The sequence below is a fragment of the Acinetobacter sp. WU_MDCI_Abxd143 genome (genome assembly GCF_025514195.1).
Lineage (GTDB): Bacteria > Pseudomonadota > Gammaproteobacteria > Pseudomonadales > Moraxellaceae > Acinetobacter > Acinetobacter pittii_H.
In genome coordinates this window covers 892756-906099 of record NZ_JAHPTH010000001.1, presented here as the reverse complement: position 1 = coordinate 906099, position 13344 = coordinate 892756, and the positions used below count along the sequence as shown (strand labels likewise).

At 40.8% G+C, this 13344-nt stretch carries 10 protein-coding genes; 1 reads left to right on the top strand and 9 read right to left on the bottom strand.

Annotation, left to right across the window (positions count from 1 at the left end):
• Positions 1–11 precede the first annotated feature (11 nt).
• From tolB to KTI79_RS04215, 9 genes are all read right to left on the bottom strand, one after another.
• Positions 12–1292, bottom strand: a complete 1281-nt coding sequence (tolB, locus tag KTI79_RS04255) for a Tol-Pal system beta propeller repeat protein TolB (protein ID WP_005067768.1) — start codon at positions 1290–1292, stop codon at positions 12–14.
• A gap of 93 nt (positions 1293–1385) precedes the next feature.
• The gene (tolA, locus tag KTI79_RS04250; protein ID WP_032053008.1) at positions 1386–2786 is read right to left on the bottom strand and encodes a cell envelope integrity protein TolA; all 1401 of its coding nucleotides are present in this window, start codon (positions 2784–2786) and stop codon (positions 1386–1388) included.
• Between the two features lie 3 nt (positions 2787–2789).
• Positions 2790–3242 (bottom strand): protein TolR, encoded by a 453-nt coding sequence (tolR, locus tag KTI79_RS04245; protein WP_016146149.1) that lies wholly within the window; start codon positions 3240–3242, stop codon positions 2790–2792.
• Positions 3242–3940: a protein TolQ gene (tolQ, locus tag KTI79_RS04240; protein WP_016140259.1), complete on the bottom strand. Its 699-nt coding sequence runs from the start codon at positions 3938–3940 to the stop codon at positions 3242–3244. The genes tolR and tolQ overlap by 1 nt, the downstream gene beginning before the upstream one ends.
• Positions 3941–3964: 24 nt before the next feature.
• Positions 3965–4372 carry a tol-pal system-associated acyl-CoA thioesterase gene (gene ybgC / locus KTI79_RS04235; RefSeq protein WP_001273591.1) on the bottom strand — a complete coding sequence of 136 codons (408 nt, stop codon included), beginning with the start codon at positions 4370–4372 and terminating at the stop codon, positions 3965–3967.
• Positions 4373–4583: 211 nt separating this feature from the next.
• On the bottom strand, positions 4584–5918 hold the full coding sequence (locus KTI79_RS04230; RefSeq protein WP_032053014.1) for a M20 family metallopeptidase: 1335 nt from the start codon (positions 5916–5918) through the stop codon (positions 4584–4586).
• A 204-nt stretch (positions 5919–6122) separates the two neighbouring features.
• Complete coding sequence (ruvB, locus tag KTI79_RS04225; RefSeq protein ID WP_002052424.1) at positions 6123–7127, bottom strand: Holliday junction branch migration DNA helicase RuvB; 1005 nt, start codon at positions 7125–7127, stop codon at positions 6123–6125.
• 7 nt (positions 7128–7134) lie between these two features.
• Positions 7135–7734, bottom strand: coding sequence for a Holliday junction branch migration protein RuvA (gene ruvA, locus KTI79_RS04220; protein WP_032053016.1), 600 nt, complete (start codon positions 7732–7734; stop codon positions 7135–7137).
• A gap of 93 nt (positions 7735–7827) precedes the next feature.
• A complete protein-coding gene (locus KTI79_RS04215; protein WP_086376151.1) occupies positions 7828–9168 on the bottom strand; it encodes a deoxyguanosinetriphosphate triphosphohydrolase in 1341 nt (446 codons plus the stop codon).
• A 309-nt stretch (positions 9169–9477) separates the two neighbouring features.
• On the opposite strand from KTI79_RS04215, the gene purL reads away from it, so the two are divergent.
• Positions 9478–13311 (top strand): phosphoribosylformylglycinamidine synthase, encoded by a 3834-nt coding sequence (gene purL / locus KTI79_RS04210; RefSeq protein WP_032053019.1) that lies wholly within the window; start codon positions 9478–9480, stop codon positions 13309–13311.
• Positions 13312–13344: the final 33 nt, after the last annotated feature.

Below are 13344 nucleotides of genomic sequence, written 5' to 3'. Positions count from 1 at the left end.
GGAATTAAAAGTTATTTTGGTGCCCAGGCTGGTTCACGTACTTCACCTTGTTCGCTTGGTAAATTCATACGGAAACGTCCATCAGTAGACATAATAGACAACAAGCCACGGTTGCCTTCACGAGTTGCGTAGACCACCATTTGCCCATTTGGTGAGAAACTTGGTGATTCATCTAAACTAGTTGGGGTAAGAATATTGGTGATGCCAGTATTAATGTCTTGAATTGCAACTTTATAACTGCTGCCACTTGGGCGATGAACAAGTGCAATCTTTTTGCCATCTGCACTTAAAGTTCCGCGTGCATTAAATGAACCTTTAAACGTTAGACGTTTTACTGAACCATCAGCAAAGGTATAACGATAAATTTGGGCAGAGCCACCACGGTCAGAAGTGAAAATAAAGGATTTGCCATCTGGTGTATAGCGTGCTTCGGTATCAATTGCCGAATCATTTGTCATGCGTTTGACTTGGCGAGTTGATAAATCCATTTGATAGATTTCAGGGTTGCCATTCATAGATGCTGTAAACAGCATTGATTGGCCATCGGGTGAGAAACTTGGTGCGCCGTTTAAGCCTCTGAAACTAGTAAGAACTTCACGTGTTCCAGTTGATAAATCCTGTAAATAAATTGCTGGACGTTTAGTTTCAAAAGAAACATAAGCAATTTTTTTAGCATCTGGTGTCCATGCTGGAGAAAGAATTGGATCACGAGACGATAAAACAGTCTTTGGTTGTTCACCATCCGTATCTGCAATTTGTAGTGTATAACGCTCGGCTGGTGTTGCAGGATTTCTTAACACATATGCAATACGGCCGCTAAAGTCACCTGGAATACCAGTAAGTGCTTGATAAATAGCATCACTTACCATATGACCAGCCTGACGTATGCGAGCAGCTGGTACATTTAAAAGTTCATTTAAAATGTATTGTTGCTTTTGTACATCATAAAGTTGGTAGTGAACTTCAAAACCTGTCGCTGTTTGTTTAATTTGTCCAGTAACTACATATGGAATACCAGCAGTTTGCCAGTCAGAAGCTTGAATCTGATTGATAGCAGCATTGGCAGGCAAGTTTTTAGATGAGCTTGTAAAGCGCCCAGAACGGTTTAAGTCTGTTTCAACAATAGGATAGAGCCCATTGTCATTGGTAAACGGGACAATAGCAATTTTGGGTGCCTGATCTGGAGCTTTAGCAATTTCCAGATATAACTGGGCAAAAGCAGTTGTAGAAGCAATAGGGCTTAAGGCTGTGATCAGTGCTAAAGATAGCAGGTGTTTGCGGCTCGTATTCATAAGTTTAAAGTCATAGCAGGTATTTTTGTGACTGTTGATTTTGTAGCATAGTTACATGCCTTAAACTATTTAAAGCATGTAACTCTTTCAAAATTATTGCGCTCTAAATGTAGAGCTAACACTTCTTGCTTCACGCCTTGCATCTGGATCTGATGGCATAGGATATGGCGCTGCGGCTTGAATTGCAGCTTTAATACTTGCGTCTAAGGCATCATCACCACTTGAACGCGTGATCACAATAGAGTTAACGCTTCCCGAATCGGAGAGGGTAAAACGAACACCAACAGTTTTACCGCTACTGCCAGTTGGAACATCCCAAGAGCGTCGAATTTTTTGTTCAAAATCGCGTCTAGCTGAAGAAGCAACTTTTTTAGCTTCAGCTTTCTTTTGAGCTGCTTCTTCTTGTGCTTTTTGAGCAGATGCAGCTTTGGCTTCGGCCTCTGCTTCAGCTTTACGCTTAGCATCGTCAGCAGCTTTTTGCTTGGCTTTAGCATCAGCTTCAGCTTTACGTTTAGCATCGTCAGCAGCCTTTTGCTGTTTGGCTTTCGCATCGGCCTCAGCTTTACGTTTAGCATCGTCAGTAGCTTTTTGTTGTTTAGCTTTTGCATCTGCTTCAGCTTTGCGTTTAGCATCATCAGCTTTTTGTTGCTTAGCTTTCGCATCGGCCTCAGCTTTACGTTTAGCATCATCAGCTTTTTGCTGTTTAGCTTTCGCATCGGCTTCCGCTTTACGTTTAGCATCATCAGCAGACTTTTGCTGCTTAGCTCTAGCATCAGCCTCAGCTTTACGTTTAGCGTCTTCAGCAGCTTTTTGTTGCTTAGCCTTAGCATCAGCTTCGGCTTTTCGCTTAGCTTCTTGTTGTGCTTGAAGTTTAGCGTTTTCAGCCTTTTGAGCTTCACGTTTTAATTTTGCATCTGCTTCAGCTTTTTTACGTTTAGCGTCTTCAGCAGCTTTTTGGCTGGCTTTAGCTTCAGCATCAGCTTTTGCACTTTGTTCAGCCTTACGTTTTTGTTCAGCTTCTGATTTTGCTTTAGCCTCAGCTTGGCGTTTAGCTTCAGCCTGCTGTTTTTGAGTTTCCTCTATGCGTTGCTGTTCTGCTGCTTGTTTCGCTTTCGCAGCTTCTTCAGCTTTACGCTTTTGCTCAGCTAACTTGGCTTGCTGAGCCTGTTCGGCCTTTTGCTTTTGAGCAGCAAGTTGTTGAGCTGTTGGAGGCGGAGGTACAACTGGAAGATTTTGAGGTAGTGTTTCATCCACAATAGGGGCTAATACCTCTTTTGCTTCATTCGTAGCTGTAGTCTCTTGTTCAATTTCTTTGGCTAAAGGAGGGGGTAAATCTTCTGGCTTAACTAAAATAGTCGTTAGCTTTTTTGGCTGTTCAGGTGGTTTACTCAAGCCTAAAAAAAGCAGGCCAACAATGGCAATTGCATGAACTCCGAGTGTAAAGCTCAATGCAATCGCATTTTGTTTAAAGGGCGGCTTTTGATCTTTGTTCATAGCTTATTTTAAAGGCTCTGTCAGAAGGCCAACTTGAGTTAAACCTGCTTCTTGTAAACTCGCCATCAATGATACGACTTCTCCATAAGGACGAGACTTATCACCATTGACTAAAACTGTAAGTTGTTTGTTTTCTTGTTCAGCTTGTTTTTGAGCATCGCTTAAAACTGCTTCGAGCTTTTCACGAGATAATGGTTCATTATCTTTGTAATCTTCATATTGAAGATAAATATTGCCATCTTTGCCAATTGTTACCATGGCAGGCATATCTTTTGATTCGATTGGGTGGTTGTTTGCTTGAGGTAAATCTACCTTGATACCACTGGTAATCATAGGAGCAGTTACCATAAAAATAACCAAAAGCACGAGCATAACGTCAATATAAGGTACGACGTTCATATCACTTTTTAATGGTTTTTTTATGCGCTCAAAGCGCCCTGAACGCTGTATTGCCATTATGCATCTTCCTGTGATGAACCCACAGATTGACGTTGCAATAAAGCAATCATCTCTTCAGCAAATAAAGCACGATCAGAGTAAACGCTTTCACTTTTAGCAGTGAAGTGGTTAAAAGCTAATACAGCAGGGATAGCTGCAAATAAACCAATTGCAGTTGCAATAAGTGCTTCGGCAATACCTGGTGCAACAGTTGCCAGAGTTACTTGATCAACGGCAGCCAAACCGATAAAGGCATTCATAATACCCCATACGGTACCGAATAGACCGATGTAAGGCGCTACAGAACCGATACTTGCTAAAGTCCCTAAACCATATTCTAAATGGCTCTGATCACGACTTAAACCTACACGCAAAATACGTTCAGTGCCTTCAATCGTTTGAGAAACAGGAGCCTGACGTTTTTTGAGTTTAAAAAATTCGCTCAACCCTTGATAAAAAATATCTTCAAGACCTGAGCGTTTTGAGTTGAGCTGAGCATTGTTATAAAGCGTATTGAGTTCAGCACCAGACCAGAACATTTTTTGAAAATGTTCATCGTCTTGATGTGCTTTTTTATAACTCATATGTAACTTGGCAATCAGATACCAACTAAAGATCGATGCTAACAATAAAATTAGCATGACCAACTGAACGACTGGACTTGCTTGTAAAATAAGGTCAGAAATATGCAGGGTTGATTCAATGTTTGTTGCCATAGGTTACATATGCCGGTTGTTTTTTTAGTCTTGTTCCAATTCTTTACGAATAAGATCACGTATTTCTTCTGGAAGACGACGAGGCATTAAGTCTTTACTTAAACATGCCAACTCAACCTCACCAGAAGCAAGCAAGATTTCACCACGATAAATATTTTGTTGCAACACAAATGACGCAGCTTTACATGAAACTACACGTGCTGTAACAGTAATTAAATCATCCATTAAAATAGGACGCATATATTTTACGTCAATTTTATATACGACAAAGTTGTAGTCTTTTTGGTGCCAGTAATGATCAACGCCAGCAGCGCGGAGCCATTCAGTACGGGTACGTTCCATATAGCGAATATGGTTGGCATGGTAAACAATACCACCTGCGTCCGTATCTTCAATATAAACACGAATGTTGAATTCAAAATGATTCGCCATGAGAGTATTCCGTTTTTAGTTCACTATAGAGCTTTGCATTTCAATTATGGCTACTCAATAAAATATTCATTTTATTTGAAGCCACGCATATGCTTTAAATACGGGGCAGTTTAGCAGATTGCATACTAAGTCCTATGGCACAACCTTTCAATTGCGATTGCTGTACTTCTAGTCTAAAAACGGTGAACTCTATGACCAGCTTACTTTTAAGTTAAGAAGGTTTCCATGCAGTTTGAACTTGTTTTGATATATTCGGGTAATCTAATACGAACCTTACATGTAGTTCAGTTCCTATTTTTAAGGCTTTATTATCTACAATAAAGTAAGGACTATGATTAGGTGCAGCTTGGCTTAAGTCTTGATTTTCTGGTGTTGCACCTAAGAAAACAAAGAATGAGGGCATTAATTTTCCATAATAAGCAAAATCTTCACTTGCGCTCTCATTGTGGTCCAAAACATGTAGTTTTGAAGCTTCAACAACTTTGGCTAATGTTGGCTGAATAAATTGAGTAAGCGCCTTGTCATTCATAGTTACTGGTGCATAAGGCGCAATTTCAACTTTAGCGGTCACGTCATTGGCTTGAGCATTATGCTCTATCATGGCGGGTAAACTTTTTAAGATATTCGCCCGTATTTGTTCGTTATTAGAACGAATAGTCCCGATCATATTGACCTGTTCAGGAATCACATTACCTGCCGTGCCGCCTTGAATATTGCCAATACTGACTACACCCATACCTTTGGTTAGATCGGTTCTTCGGCTAATAAGGCTCTGTAAATTATTAATCATTTGTGCCGATGCATAAATCGGATCTCTGCCTAGCCACGGTGTTGAACCATGCACCTGCTTGCCGTTGACCTGAATCCGTAAGTGGTCTGCACTATTTAAAATAGCGCCATCCTTGTAATAAAGATGTCCACTTTTCATGCCAGCTATGACATGCATTCCAAAAATAGCCTCGGGTTTATAATCTTTAAAGGCACCATCTGCGATCATTTTCCGTGAGCCGATTTGATCTCCCTGTGTGAAGTTATCTATATCTGCTCCACCTTCTTCAGCAGGTTGAAAAACAAAGACAACTGTGCCCGATATTTTATCCTTATTGGCTGCTAGAATTTTTGCTGCCCCTAATAGCATTGCGGTGTGTGCATCATGTCCACAAGCATGCATCACATAAGTTTCTTTACCTTGATAAATTGCTTTTTGTTTACTAGCAAATGGCACACCACTTTTTTCTTCCATAGGTAGTGCATCCATATCGGCTCTAAGCGCAATAATAGGGCCAGGGTTACTCCCTTTTAAAATGCCGATTACCCCTGTTTTTGCATAACCTGTTCTGACTTGAATGCCATAAGACTTTAATTCTTTTTGAACCAATGCAGATGTTTTAAATTCCATATTGCCTAGTTCAGGGTGTTCATGAATATGTTGTCTTAATTGAATAACCTGATTTTCATTTTGTTGTGTAGCATCTTTTACCCAATCAGCTAGGCTCAATTGACTTATTAAGGTAAGTGGAAAAATTAAAGCGGCTTTTTTGTACATGTCCTTATCCTAAAAATATTATTGTTCATAAGATTTGCTATCTAGATTTCTTATAATGTAGTTTTTAGAAATATTAAAAAATCAATAAGGTATAAAGAAAGACTTAAAAGGTATAGAGTGGCTAATTTATTGATAAGACAATTATTATTTTAATTGGATAGAGAGATTAAATTAAAAAAGGAAGAGAAAATTCTCTTCCTTTGATTAGTTTTTAGGCTCAGGCGGTGTCATTCCAAACTGTAAATAAGATTGGTTGGTTGCAATCCGACCTCGTGCAGTACGCATGACATAACCTTGTTGAATTAAATAAGGTTCAATCACGTCTTCAAGTGTACCGCTGTCTTCAGCCATCGCTGCTGCAAGCGCTTCAACTCCAGCAGGACCGCCATCAAAACGCTCGAGTAGCATGCTCAAGTAACGTCGGTCTAGGGTATCTAGGCCAGCTTTATCAACATTGAGCATATCAAGCGCGCGTTGTGCCATTTCATGGGTCACTTCACCTGTGCCTTTCACTTGTGCATAGTCACGAACGCGTCTTAATAAACGGTTGGCGATACGAGGTGTTCCGCGTGATCGGCGTGCTACTTCTTCTGCACCTTCAACTGTAATGGGTACATCCATTAGGTTTGCAGAGCGTGACACAATGTGAGTTAAGTCTTCTACAGAGTAAAACTCAAGACGTTGCACAATACCGAAGCGGTCACGTAGTGGTGAGGTCAGTAAGCCCGCACGTGTGGTGGCAGCGACGAGTGTAAAAGGGGGTAAATCGAGTTTAATTGAACGAGCAGCAGGGCCTTCACCAATCATGATATCGAGTTGGTAATCTTCCATCGCTGGATACAGAATTTCTTCAATCACGGGTGAAAGACGATGAATCTCATCAATAAATAAAACATCGCCTTCTTCAAGATTAGTCAGCATTGCCGCTAAATCGCCTGCACGTTCCAAGACAGGCCCTGAAGTCGATTTGAGGTTGCCACCCATTTCACGTGCAATAATATTAGCTAGTGTGGTTTTACCTAAGCCGGGCGGACCAAAAATCAGTGTGTGGTCGAGAGCTTCACCACGACCACGAGCAGCGCCAATGAAAATTTCCATTTGCTCGCGTACGACTGGTTGCCCAATATAGTCGGCAAGAGAAGTTGGTCGAATAGCCCGATCAAAATGATCTTCAGGTTTTTCTGTTCCACTGATTAGACGGTCTTGCATAAGTGTTTTACTTCATCATGGATTTAAGAGCAGCACGAATAATATCGGCTGATTCTGTGTAATCGGCTTTAACCGCTGCAACAGCTTTTTGTGCTTCAAGTGGCTTATAACCTAAAGATTGCAATGCAGCTTCTGCTTCTGCGACAGGAGAGTTTGCAGCAAATTGAATTTGAGGCATGGTCGCCGCAGTTGAAGTGCCTTGAGCTAATGTTTTGAAACGGTCACGAAGTTCGATCATTAAACGTTCAGCCGTTTTTTTGCCTACACCTGGAACTTTGACCAAAGTATTCACATCATCATGTTCAATAGTGTGAACCAATAGTTCAACGCTTAGCGTAGATAAAATGCCTAATGCCATTTTTGGACCGACACCATTTACTTTTAATAAGGTGCGGAAAATTGTTTTCTCTTGGGCATCACTAAAACCATAGAGCTGTTGTGCATCTTCACGGACAACTAAATGCGTCCATAGCGTAACTTTCTGGCCTTTTTGTAATTGGCAAAATGTTGAAAGTGGCGTATCAATTTCATAACCCACACCATTTACATTCAGTAAGACAGTAGGGGCTTCTAGGGCAAACACTTCGCCAATTAAACATCCGATCATAGCGTAATTTCACTTATTCATAACTGTAAATCTGGTCGTTCTAAAATGAATTGAAAACGACACTGGTTTTATTTCTTTCTATATCAAGCCAGCTTAAAACAAGCCAATTTTATTACCTTGCAACTCTTGCGCCAAGCTATAAGCCTGATGATCTGAGAACTTACTAATAATATCGAGTACTTGCATGATATTGCTGTAGTGATTATTGCTAAAGTTAGCACCATACAGGTTAAGGATAGACATTAAACGTTGTTCTTTAAAGCTTAAAGATTTATGCGGCGTTGTGAGTGGTACAAATGCATCCAAAATCGTTTGTAAACTCTGATGTGCAATAATTTCTAAACCAGATTTTTGTGGGTGCTCAAAAATTTTGTCACGTGCCAGATTCTTGGCAGTTTCGATACCTTTTGCAATATCGGGTGAACAATATTGCAAAAGGTTGCCTTTAAGCTGACCTGTAATGATTTCATAATGATTTCTGGCAAATGCTGTGGTTACTTCATCAACAAGACGTTTCATGACTCGTCCACGTAATGCTGAGATCTTTTGTTGCCATGTACTGTTTGGATGAGATAACTCTTCAGGTTGGCCATAGTCAGCAATAAGATTTAAGAAAATGGGTTCAACTTCTTGGTAACTCAGCATATTTAAGACAATGCCATCTTCTAAATCAATGAGGGCATAACAAATGTCATCAGCGGCTTCTAACAAATAGGTGAGTGGATGACGGCAGTAGTGATATTCACCGAGTTGAATCAGCCCAAGCTGTTCAGCGATCTGTTTTAAAATTTCTTTTTCAGATTGATAACAACCAAACTTTGCTCTTTGATGTGAAGGGCGGTCACCTTGTGAAGCAATTGTTTTTGAAAGCCATGGATACTTTAAATAAGCGCCTAAGGTCGCATATGTTAAACGCATACCTCCATCATCTGGGTGATAATCAATGCGGCTTAATAAACGTAAGCCTTGAGCGTTGCCTTCAAATTGGCGAACATCGGCTTCTTCTTCTGGGCTTAGTTTTTTTAAAAAATCATCATGTGAGGCATCATCGAACCATTCACGAATCGCATATTCGCCTGCATGGCCGAAAGGCGGGTTACCTATGTCGTGGGCTAGGCAGGCTGCTTGAATAATTGCACCGACATCGGCAGGGGAAATCCAGACAGGTAATTCGTTTTTAATTTTTTCTGCGGCAAGCATACCCATTGAGCGGCCAATGCAGGAAACTTCAAGGGAGTGTGTTAAGCGGGTATGAATGCCATCATGCTGTGCCAAAGGATGAACTTGGGTCTTACGGTTTAACTGACGAAAACTTTGTGAAAATATAATGCGGTCATAATCTTTATGGAATGGGCTACGAGCCAGTTCTGTACTACTTTTTTTGCTACCTAAACGAACTGCAGAAAGCAGCTCTAACCAACGCATTTGTTCCATTTATCATTATTCAAAACTATAAAGCTTGATCATGCCAAAAAAAAGCTAAAAGCACTAGCTTGGTGCGACATAGTTTGTCTTAGTTCAGGTTTTATTATGTTATTGAATAAACATGAAACAATTTATTTTTAACGAGAATGACTAAAAAAATGATTTTGAACAAAAAAGAAATCATTTCTTGCAGAATTAGGTTACAGAATACTGATTCTACATCTAGCTGATTTTAGCAAGACGCAGTAGAATATGCGCTCTCTCTAAAGTCACATTGCGGTAAGGTTCACAAGACCTGCCCGTGGAGCCAAAATCAACATGTTTATCGTGGCCGGTGCAGCAGCACATTCTTCTTTTAAGAAAGCTCAACTATTAACACGTTTATCGTCAATTAGTTCTGTTCAATCTTTTGACAGCCAATGGGTCTATTTGTTTGATCAAGCGCTCAACGAGCAGCAACATCAATCTGCTTTGCAATTATTAAATGACGGTGAGTCTTTTGAACTTCGTCAACCTGCAAGTGATGAGATTCAGATTTTAGTAACACCACGTGTGGGTACTATTTCACCTTGGTCTTCTAAAGCAACTGATATTTTCAAAAACTGTAATACACCAGTTCACCGCTTAGAACGCGGTCTTTTGTTTACGTTAAAAGGTGTTTCTGAGATTACTAATGAAGTTAAACAAATACTTCATGACCGTATGACAGAAACAGTTTTTGCTCAAATTGATGATGCAAAAGCATTATTTTCAGAAACAGCACCAAAACCATTAAATTCAATTGATATCTTAGGTCAAGGCAAAGAAGCTTTGGTTAAAGCAAACAATGAGTTCGGTTTTGCGTTGTCTGAACAAGAAATTGATTACTTAACTGAAGCATTCGGTAAGCTTGGTCGTAATCCAAATGACATCGAATTGATGATGTTTGCACAAGCAAACTCTGAGCATTGTCGTCATAAAATCTTTGGTTCTGAATGGACAATTGATGGTGAAAAACAACCATTATCATTGTTCCAAATGATTAAAAATACTTATAAAGAATCTCCAACTGACGTTTTATCGGCATATAAAGATAACGCGTCTGTAATCGTTGGTTATGACACGATGCGTTTTTATCCAAAAGCTGATGAAAACGGTCACTTTGTTTATAAATATAAGAGCCAAGCTGCTCATATTTTAATGAAGGTGGAAACTCACAACCATCCAACAGCAATTTCTCCATTTGCTGGTGCTGCAACTGGTTCAGGCGGTGAAATCCGTGATGAAGGTGCAACTGGTCGTGGTGGTAAACCAAAAGCTGGTTTAACAGGCTTTACAGTTTCTAACTTAAATATTCCTGGTTTTGAACAACCTTGGGAAGAAAACTACGGTAAACCTTCACGTATGGCATCGCCATTACAAATCATGATTGAAGGTCCATTAGGTGGCGCGGCATTTAACAACGAATTCGGTCGTCCTGCATTAAATGGTTATTTCCGTACTTTCGAACAAAATGTAAATGGTGAAGTGAAGGGCTTCCATAAGCCAATCATGATCGCTGGTGGTTACGGTAACATTCGTCCTGACCATGTAGAAAAAGATGCGATTCAACCAGGTGATTTACTCATTGTATTGGGTGGCCCTGCAATGTTAATCGGTCTTGGCGGTGGTGCAGCATCTTCTGTAGATAGCGGTACAATGGGTGAAAGCCTTGATTTCGCTTCTGTACAACGTGAAAACCCAGAAATGGAGCGTCGTTGTCAAGAAGTGATCGATACATGCTGGCGCTTAGAAGACTTCAACCCAATCGTTTCTGTACACGACGTTGGTGCGGGTGGTCTATCAAATGCTATGCCTGAACTTGTGAATGACCATGAGTTAGGTGCAGTTCTTAACCTTCGTAAGATTCCTTCATTAGAACCGGGCATGAGCCCAATGGAAATCTGGTCAAACGAAGCACAAGAGCGTTATGTTCTTGCAATTCGTCCAGAGTCTTTAGAACAGTTCGAATCAATCTGTGCTCGTGAACGTTGTCCATTTGCCGTGTTAGGTGAAGCAACTGAAGCTCGTCATTTAACTGTTGAAGATCCATTGTTCCAGAACAATGCAGTTGATATCCCAATGCAAGTAATGCTTGGTGGTACACCGCGTATGCAACGTTCTTATGAAACAATTGAGCGTAAAGGTAACGAGTTTGACGCTTCAAAAGTTGATTTGAAAGATGCGATTTTCCGTGTATTGAAAAATCCTACAGTTGCTTCTAAATCATTCTTGATCACCATTGGTGACCGCTCAATTACAGGTATGGTTGCACGTGATCAAATGGTTGGTCGTTGGCAGATTCCTGTTGCGGATGCAGCAGTAACGACGACAAGCTTACAAGGCTTCACTGGTGAAGCAATGGCGATGGGTGAACGTCCACCAGTTGCATTGTTAAATCCAGCAGCGTCTGCTCGTTTGGCAGTTGCTGAAGCAATTACCAATATTGCATGTGCAAACATTGAACAAATTAGCGATATCAAACTTTCTGCAAACTGGATGGCTGCTGCTGGTCAAAAAGGTGAAGACCAAGCGTTGTTCGAAGGTGTAAAAGCGATTGGTATGGAAATGTGTCCAGCTTTAGGAATTGCGATTCCTGTAGGTAAAGACTCACTTTCAATGCGTACGACTTGGAATGATAACGGTGAAGATAAAGCTGTAACATCTCCAATGACTGGTGTAATTACTGCATTTGCTCCAGTAGCTGATGTTCGTAAGACTTTAACACCTGAGCTTAAGAATTTAGAAGACTCAGTACTTGTCCGTATTGATTTATCTAAAGGAAAATTCCGTTTAGGTGGTTCGATTCTTGCGCAAGTATATAAAGCAATTGGTTCAGTCACTCCAGATGTTGATAGTTTTGATGATTTCAAAGCGTTCTTTGCTTTAATTCAAGACTGGAATAACCGTGGCTTGATTCAGGCTTACCATGACATCGGTGATGGTGGTTTACTCGCAACTGTAGCTGAAATGATGTTCGCTTCGCGTTTAGGTGTAGCATTAGAAGATCAGACTACTGCTGGTTTATTTGCAGAAGAAATTGGTGCAGTAGTTCAAATCAAAGCAGCTGATTGGGAAGCTTTACAAGCAGAAGTAGCTGCTTCTAGCTTAAAAGATGCAATTGCTGTAGTGGGTCGTGTAAACAACACCGATCAATTATCTGTAAACGGTTTGACTTTAGACCGTGCTGAATTACAACAAGCTTGGTCTGAGGTATCTCATCAGATCCAACGTCTACGTGATAACGTAGAAACTGCTGACCAAGAGTTTGCTTTAATCGCGGATAAATCACATCAAGGTTTAATTGCTAAACCAACATTTGATTTGAATGAACCTATCGAAGCGCCGTTCATTAACACACGCCGTCCTAATATGGCGATCTTGCGTGAGCAAGGTGTAAATGGTCATATTGAAATGGCAGCAGCCTTTGATAAGGTTGGTTTCAATACTGTTGACGTGCACATGAGTGATTTACTTGCTGGTCGCGTTAGCCTAAGTGATTTTGAAGGTCTAGTGACTTGTGGTGGTTTCTCTTACGGTGACGTCATGGGTGCTGGCGGTGGCTGGGCAAAATCAGTATTGTTCAATGCGAAATTACGTGATCAGTTTGAACAGTTCTTCCACCGTGAAGATACATTCAGCTTAGGTATCTGTAATGGTTGCCAAATGTTGTCACAATTAGCGCCACTTATTCCAGGTGCTGAACACTGGCCACGTTTCCATCGCAATATGTCAGAAGTTTTTGAAGCTCGTAGTGTAAACGTTCGTGTTGAAAAATCTGTTTCTGTATTGCTTAATGGAATGGAAGGTTCGATTTTACCGATTGCTGTAGCACACGGTGAAGGTCGTGCGGTTGCAAGTGAAGCTGATATTGCCAGCTTAAATGCAGCGAATCAAGTTGCATTGCGTTATGTTGATAGTCACGGTAACCCGACTCAACATTATCCATTGAACCCGAACGGTTCGCCGGAAGCGATTACTGGTGTAACGTCTAAAGATGGTCGTGCAACGATTATGATGCCGCACCCAGAGCGTACTTTCCGTGCAATTCAGCACTCGTGGAAACCAGAAGAGTGGACTGAAGATGGTGCATGGTTACGTATGTTCCGTAACGCACGTAAGTTTATCGGTTAATATAAACACTGAAATAAGCCACCGTTAGGTGGC

Coding starts and splice junctions, on each gene's coding strand:
- ruvA (WP_032053016.1), bottom strand. CDS start 7,734: ATGATCGGATGTTTAATTGGCGAAGTGTTTGCCCTAGAAGCCCCTACT.
- KTI79_RS04215 (WP_086376151.1), bottom strand. CDS start 9,168: ATGGAACAAATGCGTTGGTTAGAGCTGCTTTCTGCAGTTCGTTTAGGT.
- tolR (WP_016146149.1), bottom strand. CDS start 3,242: ATGGCAATACAGCGTTCAGGGCGCTTTGAGCGCATAAAAAAACCATTA.
- KTI79_RS04230 (WP_032053014.1), bottom strand. CDS start 5,918: ATGTACAAAAAAGCCGCTTTAATTTTTCCACTTACCTTAATAAGTCAA.
- ruvB (WP_002052424.1), bottom strand. CDS start 7,127: ATGCAAGACCGTCTAATCAGTGGAACAGAAAAACCTGAAGATCATTTT.
- purL (WP_032053019.1), top strand. CDS start 9,478: ATGTTTATCGTGGCCGGTGCAGCAGCACATTCTTCTTTTAAGAAAGCT.
- tolB (WP_005067768.1), bottom strand. CDS start 1,292: ATGAATACGAGCCGCAAACACCTGCTATCTTTAGCACTGATCACAGCC.
- tolQ (WP_016140259.1), bottom strand. CDS start 3,940: ATGGCAACAAACATTGAATCAACCCTGCATATTTCTGACCTTATTTTA.
- tolA (WP_032053008.1), bottom strand. CDS start 2,786: ATGAACAAAGATCAAAAGCCGCCCTTTAAACAAAATGCGATTGCATTG.
- ybgC (WP_001273591.1), bottom strand. CDS start 4,372: ATGGCGAATCATTTTGAATTCAACATTCGTGTTTATATTGAAGATACG.